The organism is Halomonas cibimaris (assembly GCF_055379665.1).
The window spans coordinates 306579-320862 of sequence record NZ_AP043828.1 but is presented as its reverse complement, the minus strand read 5'-3'; the positions used below and the strand labels follow the sequence as shown (position 1 = coordinate 320862).

Here is a 14284-nt window from a genome sequence, read left to right as displayed (position 1 = left end):
TTACTCCTTTGGCGCATGTTCGGATAGCGGGTTGTGGTGGATCAGCTGATCGGCGAGCCAGCGAGCATCCTCGGCGCTAAGCAGGTGCTTCCAGGCCGGCATGGCCGTGCCGGGTACGCCGTTGAGAATCAGCGCGGTCAAGGCTTCATCGCCGTAGGCCTGCATGCGTGCCGGGGCCAGCGCCGGGCCTAGCCCGCCACGCAGCGTCATGCCGTGGCACGAGCCGCAATCCTGATAGAGCAGGGTGTCAAGCTCGGCCTGGCGCGCGGTGGAAAGTTCGTCGTTCGCCGCTGCGCCGGCGGCAAGCGCCAGCAGGCCGGCGGCGAACAGCCTTTTGACGGTATGGCGCGTTCTCCGCGCTGGGTTGCGATCGCTGTTTGGCGCCATGTTCCCTCCCGAACTCCGGCCGGAAACGAAATAGGTCTCCGATATACTTGTTTACAGTCTTGCTGCCCGCCGCTCTCGATATCTTGATGTACGTCAATAAAGCGCCTTTGCTCGGATGTTCTGAATTTTTTTTAAAAGCGCAATACCTCTTGAGAGGTAGCAAACGTGGCGATTGACGTACATCAAGAAAGGCGGCGGTTACGCGCGCAAAAAGCGTTAATGAGTATGAGAAAGGCATCTTTGTGCGCCACACTGGTTTCCACAACAATAAGCATCGTACCTGACGAAAACCGTGCAATCCGATGCTGCTATCGGTCTATGACATAGAGGTGTGACGATGATGAGCAAGAAGGGATACCGGACGCCGTTGGCCGTGGCCATTGCCACGATAGCGCTGGGTATGGGCGCTGCCAACGCTCAGCACAAAGACGTGGACGGTGCTGAGGCGGCGTACAAAGGGGGCGAGTCGGCGGTGGATGCCGCATCGGCCAAGGCGGTACGCACGCCGGGCGCGCCAGATTTAACCGAAGCGGAATTCGCAAAAGCCAAGGAAATCTATTTTCAGCGCTGTGCCGGCTGCCACGGCGTACTGCGCAAGGGGGCCACGGGCAAGCCGCTGACCACCGACATTACCCAGCAGCGCGGGCTTGAATATCTGAAAACCTTCATCAACTACGGCTCGCCCGCCGGCATGCCCAACTGGGGCACCTCGGGCGATTTCACCGCAGATGAAGTCGAGCTGATGGCCAAGTACGTCATGCACGAGCCGCCGGTACCGCCGGAGTTTGGCATGCCCAAAATGCTCGACACCTGGGAAGTGCTGGTGGCCCCGGAAGACCGGCCCACCGAGAAGATGAACGACTGGGATATCGAGAATCTGTTCTCGGTGACCCTGCGCGATGCCGGCCAGATTGCGCTGATCGACGGCAACACCAAGGAAATCGCCAAGGTGCTGGATACCGGCTACGCGGTGCATATTTCGCGCATGTCGGCGTCCGGGCGCTATATCTTCGTTATCGGCCGGGATGCCAAGGTCGACATGATCGACCTGTGGATGGAAGACCCGAGCATCGTGGCCAGCATCAAGATCGGCATGGAGGCGCGTTCGGTCGAGACCTCCAAGTTCAAAGGCTACGAAGACGACCTGGCCATTGCCGGTGCCTACTGGCCGCCCCAGTATGTGATCATGGACGGTCAGACGCTGGAGCCGAAGAAAATCGTCAGCACACGCGGCATGACCGTGGATACGCAAGAGTATCACCCGGAACCGCGCGTAGCGGCGATCGTGGGCTCCCACCAGCATCCCGAGTTCATCGTCAACATCAAGGAAACCGGCAAGGTGCGCCTGGTCAACTATGAAGACCTGGACGCCATCTCTACTGTAGAGATCGACACCTCGCGCTTTCTGCACGACGGCGGCTGGGACGCGTCCGGGCGCTACTTCCTGACCGCGGCCAACGAGTCCAACCAGATCGTGGTGATCGACGCCAAGGATCGCGAGCTGGAAACCATCGTTGACGTGGGCAAAACGCCCCACCCGGGCCGCGGCGCCAACTTTGTTGATCCCGAGTTCGGGCCGGTATGGGCGACCAGCCACCTGGGCGATGCCACCATTCAGCTGATCGGCACCGATCCTGAAGGCCATCCGGAAAACGCCTGGAAAGTCGTGCGCAGCATCGACGGCCAGGGCGGCGGCTCGCTGTTTGTCAAGACGCACCCGGAGTCCGACAACCTCTACGTGGATACCGCACTGAACCCCGGTGAGGATATCAGCCAGAGCGTTGCGGTGTTCGACATCAACAACCTGGAGGCCGGCTTCGAGGTGCTGCCCATTGCCGAATGGGCCGACGTGGGCGAAGGACCCAAGCGCGTGGTGCAGCCGGAGTACAACCAGGCGGGTGACGAAGTATGGTTCTCGGTGTGGAACACCATGGACCAGAAGTCCGCGCTGGTCGTTGTGGATGACAAAACGCGCGAGCTCAAGAAAGTCATCAAAGACGAGCGGCTGGTCACGCCGACCGGCAAGTTCAACGTGCTAAACACGCAGAAAGATATCTACTAGGCTGAAAACGCCGGGCCGGCGATGTTTTGCCGGCCCGGCACACGCAAGACGATGGATGCCGATAGCGGGGAGCTGCTTATGCTGCAGCGGATGCACGAAAAAACGCAAGATCTTGACGCCAGCGAGCTGGATACCCTTGATCGCCGGCTGCTGGATACCTGCCAGCGCGGCCTTCCCATCGAGCCACACCCTTACCGTGCGCTGGCCAAGCGCCTTGACAGCACGGAAGACGAGATTCTAGACCGCCTTGCGCGGCTGCACGCTTCGGGCGTGATCAGCCGCGTAGGGCCGGTGTTCGACCACGCCCGGGCCGGTGCCAGCCTGCTTGCGGCGGTGGCCGCCGACGATGCCGAACGCGACGCCGTGGCCGCCGAGATCAACCGCGCGCCGGGCATCAATCACAACTACCTGCGCGACGCCGCCCGCGGCTATAACCTTTGGTTTGTGATGACCGCCCCGGACCCGGCCGAGCTGGAAGCGCGCCTCGATGCCCTTGAGCGGCGCATCGAGCGCCCCATACTGCGCCTGCCCATGGTCGAGAGCTTTCATATCGACCTGGCGTTTCCGCTGCCCTGGTCCGAGCTGGACAGGCGTGAGCCGGACGCAGAGCCGAGTCAAACCACGGAGACGTTCTTGTGAGCCCGCACGATGCACAGGCTCAGCGCCGCCTGCAAAGTCTGCTGGAGCAGGGGCTGCCGCTTACGCCGCGCCCCTGGCGCACGCTTGCCGACCAGGCCGGCATGACCGAGGCCGACGCCATGGCCTGCGCCCGGCGCTGGCAGGACGACGGCCTGATCAAGCGCATGGGTCTTGTGGTGCGTCACCGCCGGCTGGGCATGGCGGCCAACGCCATGGTGGTATGGGACATCGCCGACGACCGCGTGGGCGAGGTGGGCCGGGCCCTTGCCGCTGAACCTGCGGTGACGCTTTGCTACCGCCGCCCGCGCCGGCTGCCGGACTGGCCGTACAACCTGTTTTGCATGATTCACGGCGTGCGCCGGGCGCGCGTGCTGGCCGAGCTTGCCGCCATTATTGCCCGCCAGGGGCTGGATGACGTGGCCCATCAGGTGCTGTTCAGCCACCACGCCTATCGCCAGCGCGGCGCACGCTATATCGACCATACCGGCCAAGCAGAGGAGACACGCTGATGAATACCGCCCCGTCTGCCGAGCTGGACGCCGTTGACCGCGCCATTATCAACCGCCTGCAGGACGGTTTGCCGCTGGTCGAGCGGCCCTTTGCCCGGGTGGCCGACGAGCTGAACCTCAGCGAAGGCCGGCTTTTGTACCGCCTGGAGCAGCTGCGCGATCGCGGCGTGCTTACCCGCTTTGGCCCCATGTATCACGCCGAACGGCTGGGCGGCGGGCTTACGCTCGCTGCTCTGCGGGTACCCGAAGACGACTACGAACGAGTGGTCGAGCAGGTCAACGCCTTTGCTGAGGTGGCGCATAATTATCGCCGAGAGCATTCGCTCAACATGTGGTTTGTGCTGGCGACCGAAACGCCCGAACGCATCGCCGAGGTGATCGCCGAGATCGAGGCCGAGACAGGGCTTGGCGTCTATAACATGCCCAAAGAGGAGGAGTTTCATGTGCGACTCCATCTGCCGGTCTAAGCCGGAACGTGCCGCGGCCATGCCGGCGTTTACCCCGGATGCCACTGACCGCGCCATTGTGCTGGCCACCCAGGCGGGCCTGCCGCTTTATCCCGACCCCTGGAAGGCGGTGGGCGAGCAGATCGGCACCAGCGGTGCCGAGGTGCTCAAGCGCATGCAGGCCATGCAAAAAGCCGGCGTGATTCGCCGGGTAGCGGCGGTGCCCAACCATTATCGGCTGGGCTATGTGGCCAACGGCATGAGCGTATGGGACGTGGACGAGGCCGAGATTGAACGGCTGGGTCGGGAGATTGCCGGCGTCGAAGGCGTCAGCCACTGCTACCGCCGCCCGCGGCACCTGCCGCACTGGCCGTACAATCTTTTTGCCATGCTGCACGGCAAAAGCCGCGACGAGGTAGAGCACCAGGCGGAAAAGCTGCGGCTGCGGCTGGGCAGTGCCTGCCGCGGCTATCGCATTTTGTATAGCTCGCGGATTCTGAAAAAGACCGGCCTGCGTCTGGCGGGCGCGGCCACATCGTAAGTGAGGGAGACGCCATGTTTCGCGTAACGCGCTATATGCAGTCGCTGATGGCGCCGGCTCCGGTGGCGCCGGCACGCAAGCCCAAAGGGCCGGTGGTCATCTGGAATTTGATTCGCCGCTGTAATCTGACCTGCAAGCACTGCTACACCACATCGGCAGATATCGACTTTGCCGGGGAGCTCGATACCGCCGAGGCGCACGCGGTGCTCGACGACCTCAAAGCGTTCCATGTCCCGGCCTTGATACTCTCCGGCGGCGAGCCGCTGATGCGCCCGGATATTTTCGAGCTTTCCCGCCGTGCCCGGGAGCTTGGCATCTACACCGGGCTTTCCACCAACGGCACGCTGATCACTGAAGACAACATCGACGCCATTGCCGAGGTAGGCTACGACTACGTGGGCATCAGCATTGACGGGCTGGAAGCCACCCACGACGTGATTCGCCAGCGAAAGGGCGCGTTTCGCGAGTCCATGCACGCAGTCAAGCTGTGCAAGGAGCGCGGCATCAAGGTGGGGCTGCGCTTTACTCTCACCCGGGAAAACGCCGACCAGCTGGGCGATATTCTAGCGCTGATCGAGCACCACGACGTCGACAAGTTCTATCTTTCCCACCTCAACTACGGCGGGCGCGGCCGGCGCCACAGCAAAAACGATGCCTGGCACGAGATGACCCGGGCGGCGATGACGCAGCTTTTCGACCACTGCCGCGATGAGCTTGAGCGCGGCATTGTGCGCGAGTACGTCACCGGCAACAACGACGCCGACGGTCCCTTTATGCTCATGTGGGCCCAAAAGCACTTCCCCGACCAGGTGCCGGCGCTGACCGAGCGGCTGACCCACTGGGGCGGCAACGCCTCGGGGGAGTATATTGCCAATATCGACAACCTGGGCAACGTTCACCCGGACACTTTCTGGTGGGATCACCACCTGGGCAACGTCCGCGATCGTCCGTTTTCCGAGATCTGGCGCGACACGCAAGACCCGCTGATGCAAGGCTTTCGCCAGCGGCCGCGCCCGCTCAAGGGGCGCTGCGGCGAATGCCAGTACCTGCCCATCTGCAACGGCAATACCCGGGTGCGCGCGTGGAAAGTCACCGGTGACCCCTGGGAAGAAGATCCCGGCTGCTATCTGACCAACGCCGAAATCGGCCTGCCTGACGCCCCAACGCGCCAGCTGCATGCGCCGTTCACCCCCATTCAAGCCGTGGAAATCGTTTAGCGCCGCGAGCGTTCAAGGAGTGATGGCATGGCATTACATCGCGTGGTATATGACGTGGCCGGGGCGACGCTGGCACCGGGAGAAGTGGCCATGGTGGGCGCCGGCCCCGGCGATCCCGGGCTTTTGACGCTCAAGGCGCTGGCGCTGATCGAGCAGGCCGACTGCCTGGTCTATGACCGGCTGGTTTCCGCCGAGGTCATGGCGCTGGCCCGGCCCGATGCCGAGGCGTTTTATGTAGGCAAGGCGTCGCGCTGCCATGCGCTGACCCAGGACGAAACCAACGCGCTGCTGGTGCGCCTGGCACGGCAAAACCGGCGCGTGGTGCGCCTGAAAGGCGGCGATCCCTATATTTTCGGCCGCGGCGGCGAAGAGGCTGAAGTGCTGGTGGCAAACGGCATTGCCTTTCACGCCGTGCCGGGCATTACCTCGGCTCAGGGCTGTGCGGCCTACGCCGGCTTCCCGCTGACCCACCGCGACTACGCCCAGAGCGTGACCTTTGTGACCGGCCACTGCAAAAGCGACGGCAAGCTGGTGCTGGACTGGCAGGCGCTTGCCACGCCGCACCATACAACGGTGTTTTACATGGGGCTTGCCAACGCCGCGCTGATCAGCAGTGAACTGATGCGCGCAGGGCTTGCCCCCGGGCATCCGGTGGCGCTGATTGAGCGCGGCACCACGCCTGAGCAGCGCCGAATTATTACCACGCTGGGTGACATGACCGCCGCCATCGAACGGGAAGAGCTGGTGCCCCCCACGCTGATGGTCGTAGGCGAGGTCGTGGCGCTGGCCGAGACGCTGATGCCGGCAACGCTGAGCGTACCGACCCCGTCGGCCACGCCGGCGCAGGTGCCTACGCTGGCTCTTGCTCCACGGGAGAAAGTTGCTTTATGAAGCCGTTTGCTTTTTGCCTGCCGCTGCTATGGGTGGCCGCCACGCCGGCGTTTGCAGCCGACCCCGACGCGGCCGCCGCGCTTTATCAGACCCACTGCGCCAGCTGCCACGGCGAGACCCGCCTTGGCGGCATCGGCCCGGCGCTTTTGCCGGGTAACCTGTCGCGCCTCAAGCCCGCCGCCGCGGTGGATGTGATTGCCAACAGCCGCCCCGCCAGCCAAATGCCCGCCTTCGGCGAGACGCTGGCCGAAGGGCAAATCGAGGCGCTGGCCGAGTGGCTGTACCGCCCGCCGGCGGTACAGCCGCGCTTTGGCGAAGCAGAGATTCTGGCAAGCCACACGGTGATGCACCCGGACGGCAGCCTGCCGGATACGCCGCGCTTCGATGCCGACCCGCTGAATCTGTTTATCGTGGTGGAAACCGGCGACCACCACGCCAGCCTTCTCGACGGCGACACCTTCGAGCGCATCCACCGTTTTGAAACGCGCTATGCGCTGCACGGCGGGCCCAAGTACACCCCGGACGGGCGCTACGTCTTCTTCGGCTCTCGGGACGGCTGGATCACCAAGTACGATCTGTACAACCTGGAAGTCGTGGCCGAGGTGCGCGCCGGCATCAACATGCGCAACATTGCCGTTTCCGGTGACGGCCGCTACGTGATGGCGGCCAACTATCTGCCCCACAGCCTGGTGCTGTTTGACGCTCACAACCTCGATGTGATGCAGGTCTATCCGGTGGAAAACGCCGCGGGAAAAAGCTCCCGGGTCAGTGCGGTGTACGCCGCTCCACCCCGAGGCAGCTTTATTGCCGCGCTCAAGGACATCAAGGAAGTCTGGGAGATCCCCTGGCCGCTGCCCACCGAATCGGTGGTGTCCACCGGCCACATGAAAACCCCGCTGGCGCCGAGTCGTGATCCGGCCCTGGAAAGCTTCAAGGTGCGCCGCATTGCGGTGCCGGACTACCTTGACGACTTCTTTTTTGACCCGGGCTACGAGCACGTCATCGGCGCGTCCCGCGGCGGGCAGGGCGGTATGGTGGTCAACCTGGACAGCGGCGAGAAAGTGGCTGACCTGCCCTTGAAAGGCATGCCGCATCTGGGCTCAGGGATTACCTGGGAGCAAAACGGCCGGCGGGTGATGGCGCTGCCGCACCTGGGCCGGGCTGAAGTGTCGATCATCGACATGGGCACCTGGGAGACGGTCAAAACCCTGGAAACCGACGGTCCGGGCTTTTTCATGCGCAGCCACGAAAACTCCCCCTACGCCTGGGTGGACGTCTTTTTCGGCCCCAACCGCGATCGGGTCCACGTCATCGACAAACAAAGCCTGGAGATCGTTGAAACGCTGACCCCGGAGCCGGGCAAGACCGCCGCTCACGTGGAGTTTGACCGCGACGGCGAAAAGCTGCTGCTCAGCCTTTGGGAAGACGACGGTGCGGTGATCGTCTATGACGGCGATACGCTGGAGGAGCTCAAGCGCATTCCCATGAGCAAGCCCTCGGGCAAGTACAACGTGTGGAACAAAACGCGCTATGAGGAAGGCACCAGCCACTAGCGGTTGGTTTTCCCGAGCACAGCCGTCACACTCGCCTGTTTACCGTCAGCGATATCAAGGAGGCCGACATGGCCATTTCCAGTTTCAACGATCTTCTCGGCGAGGCGCGCAGCCAGCCGCGCGCCCAGCGGCTTTTGCTGGTGTTTGCCAAGGCGGAGCTTCCTGACTTCCCCGACGACGAGCAGCGCCGGCGCTTTGAGCAGGGCGAGGGCGGCGTGCTGGTGCCCACGGTCTGTGCGGATAAAACGCCGGACGAGCTTGAGGACTTCAACGCGCTGCTCAAGGAAGCCGAGCAGACCGGCGCTGAATGGGACCTGTTCTTTGTCGCCGGCATGGACGATGTGCACGGCGACGAAGAAATCCAGAACCAGCTGAGCAAAATGACCGAATCGCTGCAGATGGGCAACGTCGACTCGTTTATTGCCTTCGATAAAAGCGGCGAGGCGATGAGCCTCAACGGCTGAGGTCGGGCAGGTCACGCATTTTTTAACGCGATGTCGTGTGTGAAGGTGTTGCGCCTCCGCCGAGGTTGGCCAGCTGTTCCAGCGTAATGTCGTCAAACCCAACGATTTTGCCGCCGTGGTCTTTTATAAAGGCTTCGGCGGCGTTTTTGTCAGCGAAGGGGGCCAGGGTGTGGCCCATGCTGCCGCGGCGGCTGTGGCCGAGGACGTAGACGGCCTCACGGGCGCGGATAAACGCCTCGTCAGCGGGGCTGTTCCAGTCGGTCGCTCCCATGTCGTGAACGTAGGCGTGGGAAAGTTGCGCTTCGTTTTCCGGCTGGCGCAGAAAGGTTAACAGCTCCGCGGTGGAGCAGAACTTCAGTGCGCGGGCGTCGGCGCTCATAAACGCCTCGCCCTTGGGGCCGGGGTGGGCGGCAACGGTCATGCCGCAGACGTGGCAGCTGTCGCCGGAGGCAATGGGCTCGGGGGCGGCCAGCGTTTCGGGCGCAGACTCCCCGCAGCCGGCCAGCACAAGGGCGGCGGCAAGCAGCCCGGCGAGGAAGAAAAAGCGTGATAAACGGGGCATGGGCCTCTCCTTGATAGAAAGCGTTGAGCGTTCAGGCGGCGCGGCGCTGAAAGCGCCACAGGGCAAGCCCCAGCGGCAGAGCCGCCCAGCCCAGCAGCAGAGCGGTCAGCGTTGCCGGATGAAACGCCCCGGGGGCGGCAATGGCGGTGACGCCGGCGTGCTCCCGGGCGGCGGCAAAGCCTGCCAGGTTCAAAAGCCGGAAGCACTCGGTGGGGTTTAACAGCAACAGCCAGGAAAGCCAGTCGCCGCCCTGCTTGACGCTGACCAAAAGCGCCAGCAGCGCCATGTCAAACACCAGCACGAAGAAAAACCATACCCCCAGCGCCAGCCCCGCTGCGCGCTGCTTTTCTGCCGCACCCACGCTGATCAAGTAGGCAAAGGCGATAAAGATCCAGCCCAGCAGCACGGTGCTGGCAATCAACAGTCCCATGCCGCGCGCAAGCGCCCCCAGCGCCACGCCGTCAGCGCCCAGCGCAATGGTCACCCCGGCGATGCCAAAGCCAAGCGCGGTGGCCGCACCCAAAATCAGCCCGTGGCCGCAGAATTTGCCCAGCAAAAGCGCCGAGCGGCTGACCGGATAGGTAAGCAGCAGCAGCAAGGTGCCTGCTTCGCGCTCGCCGACCACGGCATCGTAGGCCAGCAGCAAAGCGATCAGCGGAATCAAAAACACGGCCAACGTGGTCAGGCTGACCAGGGTGCTGGCAAGCGAGGTAAAGCCCAGCCCGCCGCTGGCCGCCGCCCCGGCCCAGGCAATGCCCACGGCGAGCACGGCCAGCACCAGGGTGATGGACAGCACCCAGCGGTTGCGCAGGCCGTCGCGGAACTCCTTGCCGGCGATAATCACAATGGCGTTCATGGCGTTACCCTCTGGGAAAAGTGCCGGTAAAGATCTTCAAGCGTCGGCGGCTCCACCGCGATATCGGTGACGCCCTGCAGCGCGGCGAGCCGGCGCAGGGTAGCGAGCTTGGCGCTTTCGGGCACGGCAAGCTCGGCGTGCGCGCTGTCCTGCGCCAGTACCGCGACTCCGGGCGGCTGCGCCAGCGACTGCCGGTCGGTGTCGGTAAGCCGGCCGCGTACGCGGATCACCACCGGCAGTGCGGCGTCTTTGCGCAGGTCTTGCATGCTGCCAAGGGCCAGGCGCTTGCCGCCGCCGAGCACCAGCGCGCGGTCAATGTAGGGCTCGATGCCCGGCAGAATATGCGAGGACAGCACCACACTGCCGCCCCGGCCGCGCAGCTCGTCCAGCGTGGCATAGAAGTCGCGGGTGGCCGCCGGATCCAGGCCGGTGGTGGGCTCGTCGAGCAGCACAAGCGAGGGCTCGCCCAGCAGCGCCTGGGCCAGCCCCAGCCGCTGGCGCATGCCCTTGGAGTAGGTTTTGACCCGGCGGCGGGCGGCGTGGCCAAGCCCGACCTTTTCCAGCAGAGGGGTGATCTGGCGGCGGTCGGCGCGCTTGAGCCGGGCAAAGTAGGTCAGCACCTCAACGCCGGTAAGGGCTTCATAGAAGCTGACGTTTTCCGGCAGATAGCCCAGACGCTTGCGCAGAGCGGCGGCGTGGCGGCCGTCCGGTGCATGGCCCAGCACGGTGACCGCGCCGCTGCCCGGCGAGAGCAGGCCGAGAATCAGGTGCATGGTGGTGGTCTTGCCCGCGCCGTTGTGGCCCAGCAGCGCCAGCACTTCGCCCTGGCCGGCGCTGAAGCTCAGGGCATCAAGCCGGGTCAGCGCGCCGTGATGCAGGGTCACGCGGTTAAACTCGATCACCGGTGTGGGCGCGTGGCTCATGGCGTGGTCTCCTTGGGGCCTGGGGGTGCGCTTGCGGGCCGTGCGGGGTCGGCCATCAAGGGCGCGCCGTCGCGCACGCCCTGGGGGCGAAATACTGGAAACTGACGCTGCACCCAGCGCAGGGCCAGCACGGCGGGGCTGTCCATCAGGATTCTGGCGGCGGGGTAGCGCCATAGTAGCCGGTCCATGGCATCGTTGGGCTCAAAGGCGGTGTCGCCCACGCCGTCGCCGTCCATGTCCCAGCCCAGGTAGTTGCTCCAGTAGTTGCCGTTCCACGCCTGGGTTCGGGTAGCGACGTATTTGACCTGCTGGCGGTTGTGCACAAAGGCGTTGCCGGTTACCACGTTATCTTCAGAGCCGGCGGTCAGGTGAATACCGATGTCGCTACCTTCAAGCCGGTTATTCTCAAAGCGGTTGAACTGGGCGTTGTAGACAAACAGCGCCTTGCCGTCGTTGCCGCTGATCGTCCCCGCGCCGCCCTGCTGGCGAATCCCCCGGATGTGATTGCCGCGCAGGGTGGAGTCGGTGATGTTGTTCATCAAAATGCCGTAGCGCAGGTCGTTTTGCGAGTCGTTGCCCACCACGGTGAGCCGCTTGGACTGCATCAGCGCATAGCCGGTGCGGGTGTCTTGTGTGACGTTGCCTTCCAGGCGGTTGTCGTGGGCGTACATGTAGTGCACGCCGTAGCGCAGATCCTGCATATGGTTGCCACGCAAAAGGGTGTCGCGGCTGGTGTCGATGTAGATGCCGTCGCGGGTTCGGCGGATGTCGTTGCCTTCCACGCGGACGTTTTCCACGTTGAACAGGTGCACGCCGTTGCCGCGGTCCTGAGAGCGCCGGCCGGCGTCGCCGCGGATAACGTTGTTCTTGATGACCGCGCTGTGTACGCCGTCAAGAAAAATGCCGAAGCCCGGGCCTTGGAGCCGGGCGTTTTTGACCACGCTGCCGGTGGCCTTGCGGGCGATAAAAATGCCCGCGTCCATGGCGGTCAGATCGCTGCCCCAGTTTTCTACGCCCACGCCGTCCATGACGGTCTCCGGGGCTTTGATGACCACGGCGTGGCCGTCGCCGCCGCCGTCGATCACCGCACCGCTTTTGCCGCGCAGGGTCAGCGTTTTATCCAGCACCAAAGGCGCGGGGTAGCGGCCTTCGGGCAATATAATCAGGTCACCGCCGGCGGCGTTGGCCACCAGCGGCTGAAGAGGTTGGCCCGGCGTTGCCGTCCATTCGGCGGCAAGCAGGGCAGTGCCCGGCCAGAAAACGCTGATCAGGCCGAGGCAGGCCGCCGTCAGGGCGGCCTTGAGGTGGTTCAAGGCGGCACCGTTGCCGGTGCCGCAGCTGCGTTTGCGCATAGGCGTCAGGCCTTTTCTACCAGCATGCGGCCGGTCATTTCCATGTGCATGGCGTGGCAGAACCAGTTGCAGTAGTACCAGTGCACGCCGGGCTTGTCGGCGGTAAAGGTGACGCTTGCGGTCTGCTGGGGGGAGATTTCCATCTGTACCCCGTGATTGACCATGCAAAACCCGTGGGTCAGATCCTCGACCCGGTCCAGGTTGGTGATGACCACCGTCACCTCGTCGCCCTGCTTGACCTTGAACTCGGTCATGCCGAACTGCGGGGCTACCGACGTCATGTAGACGCGCACCTTGTTGCCGTCGCGCACCACCTTGTTGTCGGCTTCCAGGTTGATGCCGTCGCTTTCGGCCATCTGGCGGGTGGTGGCAAAAAACGGATCGGTACGCGACCAGATGCGGCTGGGGTTGAGCTGGTCGGCGCGCAGCAGAATACAGTCGTGGGGCTCGGCGTAGGTCGGGCCGTCGTGGACGAGCTTCATTTCTTCGCCGGAAATGTCGATCAGCTGGTCGTTTTCCGGGTGCAGCGGGCCCACCGGCAGGAAGCGGTCCTTGGAGAACTTGGACAGCACCACCAGCCACTTGCCGTCGGCGTCCTTGGTCTCGGTCAGGCTGGCGTGGTTGTGCCCCGGCTGGTAGTGCACGTCGAGCTTCTGGCGCAGGTAGTTGACGTCTTCGCCGCTATAGGCGCGGATGGCGTCGGCGATGTTCCACTTGGCCACCTGGCTGTCGATGAACAGCGTGGTATAGGCGTTGCCGCGGCCGTCAAAGGTGGTGTGCAGCGGCCCAAGCCCCAGCTCGGGCTCGCCGACAACCGCGCCGCGAGGTTCGATGGCGTCGTCAAACAGCGCCGGCAGCTTGTCGATAGCGATGATCGAACAGGTGGGCGAGAGCTTGCCGTTGGCGATGAAGTACTTGCCGTCCGGCGAGGTGTTCACGCCGTGGGGGTTTTTCGGCACCGGAATGTAGCGGGTGAATTGGGTGCCGTGACGGCCGTTGAGCACCGGCACGTCGGAGTCGCCCAGGGTTTCGTAGTCGCCGGCCTTGACCGCGGCTTCAATGGCTTCGACGTCAAACACCACCACCCAGTCGCGCTCGGCGCGCATGGTGTCGGTAAGCGTCATGCCCATTTCCGAGTTGTAGCAGGTGGACGCCACAAAACGGCCGGTGTAGTCGGCGTCGGTGTTGTCCAGGTTGCCGTCGACGATTACCTGCCAGGCCACTTCCATGGTTTCAGCGTCGATGCCGTTGAACATGGTGGCGTACTTGTCGGGGTCTTCCAGATCCCGGCCGTCGTTGATCTGCGGGATCGGCAGCTCAGCGTTGGCAAACACGTACTTGGTGTGCGGCACTTTCTGCAGGCGCAGCCCGTGGATGGCCTGGACGTTGGGAATGGTGGTGATCTTGTCCGTCTTCATGATGTCCAGACGGATGCGCGCCACGCGGGTGTTGGCCTTGTCGTTGATGAACAGGTACTTGCCGTCGTAACTGCCGTCGGTCATGGAAACGTGCGGGTGGTGGGAGTCGCCGTTGAGAAAACGCGAAGACTCGCCCAGCACTTCCAGAGATTCGTTGGTAATCCCCCAGCCGGTGGCGCTGTCGACGTTGAATACCGGAATGCGCATCAGCTCGCGCATGGAAGGCACGCCAAGCACGCGCACTTCACCGGAGTGGCCGCCGCTCCAGAAGCCGTAGTATTCGTCGAGCTCGCCCGGGGCGACCTCAATGCCGCTTTCTTCCGCCTTGGCCTGGCGGCTGGTCATCAGCGCGCCGGTGCCAAAGCCGCTGGCAAGGCCCGCGCCGGCCACGCCGGTGACTGCGCTGTTGCGCAGAAAGTGGCGGCGGCCGAGGTTTTTCACGTCGTTGTGTTTCTCGCTCATGT

At 64.0% G+C, this 14284-nt stretch carries 15 protein-coding genes; 9 read left to right on the top strand and 6 right to left on the bottom strand.

The window, feature by feature from the left end:
• Window positions 1-387, bottom strand: coding sequence for a c-type cytochrome (locus tag ACZ415_RS01515; protein ID WP_344702514.1), 387 nt, complete (start codon window positions 385-387; stop codon window positions 1-3).
• Window positions 388-727: 340 nt separating this feature from the next.
• Between ACZ415_RS01515 and ACZ415_RS01510 the strand changes: the two genes are divergently transcribed.
• The 9 genes from ACZ415_RS01510 to ACZ415_RS01470 all read left to right on the top strand — a co-directional run bounded on the left by ACZ415_RS01510 (window position 728) and on the right by ACZ415_RS01470 (window position 8709).
• Window positions 728-2449: a cytochrome D1 domain-containing protein gene (locus ACZ415_RS01510; RefSeq protein WP_344702515.1), complete on the top strand. Its 1722-nt coding sequence runs from the start codon at window positions 728-730 to the stop codon at window positions 2447-2449.
• Window positions 2450-2527: 78 nt separating this feature from the next.
• The gene (locus ACZ415_RS01505; protein ID WP_344702516.1) at window positions 2528-3088 is read left to right on the top strand and encodes an Lrp/AsnC family transcriptional regulator; all 561 of its coding nucleotides are present in this window, start codon (window positions 2528-2530) and stop codon (window positions 3086-3088) included.
• Window positions 3085-3597 (top strand): siroheme decarboxylase subunit beta, encoded by a 513-nt coding sequence (gene ahbB / locus ACZ415_RS01500; protein WP_344702517.1) that lies wholly within the window; start codon window positions 3085-3087, stop codon window positions 3595-3597. Before ACZ415_RS01505 ends, ahbB (ACZ415_RS01500) begins: the two co-directional genes overlap by 4 nt.
• Window positions 3597-4064, top strand: coding sequence for an Lrp/AsnC family transcriptional regulator (locus tag ACZ415_RS01495; RefSeq protein WP_344702518.1), 468 nt, complete (start codon window positions 3597-3599; stop codon window positions 4062-4064). Before ahbB (ACZ415_RS01500) ends, ACZ415_RS01495 begins: the two co-directional genes overlap by 1 nt.
• Entirely contained in the window at window positions 4039-4584 is a 546-nt protein-coding gene (ahbB, locus tag ACZ415_RS01490; RefSeq protein WP_344702519.1) for a siroheme decarboxylase subunit beta, read from the top strand. The genes ACZ415_RS01495 and ahbB (ACZ415_RS01490) overlap by 26 nt, the downstream gene beginning before the upstream one ends.
• Before the next feature lie 14 nt (window positions 4585-4598).
• Complete coding sequence (nirJ, locus tag ACZ415_RS01485) at window positions 4599-5801, top strand: heme d1 biosynthesis radical SAM protein NirJ (RefSeq protein WP_344702520.1); 1203 nt, start codon at window positions 4599-4601, stop codon at window positions 5799-5801.
• Window positions 5802-5828: 27 nt separating this feature from the next.
• Window positions 5829-6692 (top strand): uroporphyrinogen-III C-methyltransferase, encoded by an 864-nt coding sequence (gene cobA, locus ACZ415_RS01480; RefSeq protein ID WP_344702521.1) that lies wholly within the window; start codon window positions 5829-5831, stop codon window positions 6690-6692.
• Window positions 6689-8245 carry a cytochrome D1 domain-containing protein gene (locus ACZ415_RS01475; protein WP_344702522.1) on the top strand — a complete coding sequence of 519 codons (1557 nt, stop codon included), beginning with the start codon at window positions 6689-6691 and terminating at the stop codon, window positions 8243-8245. Before cobA ends, ACZ415_RS01475 begins: the two co-directional genes overlap by 4 nt.
• Window positions 8246-8313: 68 nt before the next feature.
• The gene (locus ACZ415_RS01470; RefSeq protein WP_344702523.1) at window positions 8314-8709 is read left to right on the top strand and encodes a ribonucleotide reductase subunit alpha; all 396 of its coding nucleotides are present in this window, start codon (window positions 8314-8316) and stop codon (window positions 8707-8709) included.
• A 22-nt stretch (window positions 8710-8731) separates the two neighbouring features.
• Here the strand turns inward: ACZ415_RS01470 and ACZ415_RS01465 are convergent, their stop codons facing one another.
• Genes ACZ415_RS01465 through nosZ form a run of 5 tightly spaced genes read right to left on the bottom strand, consistent with a single transcriptional unit; the run spans window position 8732 to window position 14282 of the window.
• Window positions 8732-9271, bottom strand: a complete 540-nt coding sequence (locus ACZ415_RS01465; RefSeq protein WP_344702524.1) for a nitrous oxide reductase accessory protein NosL — start codon at window positions 9269-9271, stop codon at window positions 8732-8734.
• A 31-nt stretch (window positions 9272-9302) separates the two neighbouring features.
• A complete protein-coding gene (locus ACZ415_RS01460) occupies window positions 9303-10127 on the bottom strand; it encodes an ABC transporter permease subunit (RefSeq protein WP_344702526.1) in 825 nt (274 codons plus the stop codon).
• Window positions 10124-11050 (bottom strand): ABC transporter ATP-binding protein, encoded by a 927-nt coding sequence (locus ACZ415_RS01455; protein ID WP_344702528.1) that lies wholly within the window; start codon window positions 11048-11050, stop codon window positions 10124-10126. Before ACZ415_RS01455 ends, ACZ415_RS01460 begins: the two co-directional genes overlap by 4 nt.
• A complete protein-coding gene (locus tag ACZ415_RS01450) occupies window positions 11047-12402 on the bottom strand; it encodes a nitrous oxide reductase family maturation protein NosD (RefSeq protein ID WP_344702530.1) in 1356 nt (451 codons plus the stop codon). Before ACZ415_RS01450 ends, ACZ415_RS01455 begins: the two co-directional genes overlap by 4 nt.
• Window positions 12403-12407: 5 nt before the next feature.
• Window positions 12408-14282 (bottom strand): TAT-dependent nitrous-oxide reductase, encoded by a 1875-nt coding sequence (gene nosZ / locus ACZ415_RS01445; RefSeq protein WP_344702532.1) that lies wholly within the window; start codon window positions 14280-14282, stop codon window positions 12408-12410.
• Between the last annotated feature and the right edge of the window lie 2 nt (window positions 14283-14284).

Bases quoted from the DNA above. Each gene is read 5' to 3' on its own strand.
- ACZ415_RS01515 (WP_344702514.1), bottom strand. From the start codon at position 387: ATGGCGCCAAACAGCGATCGCAACCCAGCGCGGAGAACGCGCCATACC.
- ACZ415_RS01510 (WP_344702515.1), top strand. From the start codon at position 728: ATGAGCAAGAAGGGATACCGGACGCCGTTGGCCGTGGCCATTGCCACG.
- ACZ415_RS01505 (WP_344702516.1), top strand. From the start codon at position 2,528: ATGCTGCAGCGGATGCACGAAAAAACGCAAGATCTTGACGCCAGCGAG.
- ACZ415_RS01495 (WP_344702518.1), top strand. From the start codon at position 3,597: ATGAATACCGCCCCGTCTGCCGAGCTGGACGCCGTTGACCGCGCCATT.
- ahbB (WP_344702519.1), top strand. From the start codon at position 4,039: ATGTGCGACTCCATCTGCCGGTCTAAGCCGGAACGTGCCGCGGCCATG.
- nirJ (WP_344702520.1), top strand. From the start codon at position 4,599: ATGTTTCGCGTAACGCGCTATATGCAGTCGCTGATGGCGCCGGCTCCG.
- cobA (WP_344702521.1), top strand. From the start codon at position 5,829: ATGGCATTACATCGCGTGGTATATGACGTGGCCGGGGCGACGCTGGCA.
- ACZ415_RS01475 (WP_344702522.1), top strand. From the start codon at position 6,689: ATGAAGCCGTTTGCTTTTTGCCTGCCGCTGCTATGGGTGGCCGCCACG.
- ACZ415_RS01470 (WP_344702523.1), top strand. From the start codon at position 8,314: ATGGCCATTTCCAGTTTCAACGATCTTCTCGGCGAGGCGCGCAGCCAG.
- ACZ415_RS01465 (WP_344702524.1), bottom strand. From the start codon at position 9,271: ATGCCCCGTTTATCACGCTTTTTCTTCCTCGCCGGGCTGCTTGCCGCC.
- ACZ415_RS01460 (WP_344702526.1), bottom strand. From the start codon at position 10,127: ATGAACGCCATTGTGATTATCGCCGGCAAGGAGTTCCGCGACGGCCTG.
- ACZ415_RS01455 (WP_344702528.1), bottom strand. From the start codon at position 11,050: ATGAGCCACGCGCCCACACCGGTGATCGAGTTTAACCGCGTGACCCTG.
- ACZ415_RS01450 (WP_344702530.1), bottom strand. From the start codon at position 12,402: ATGCGCAAACGCAGCTGCGGCACCGGCAACGGTGCCGCCTTGAACCAC.
- nosZ (WP_344702532.1), bottom strand. From the start codon at position 14,282: ATGAGCGAGAAACACAACGACGTGAAAAACCTCGGCCGCCGCCACTTT.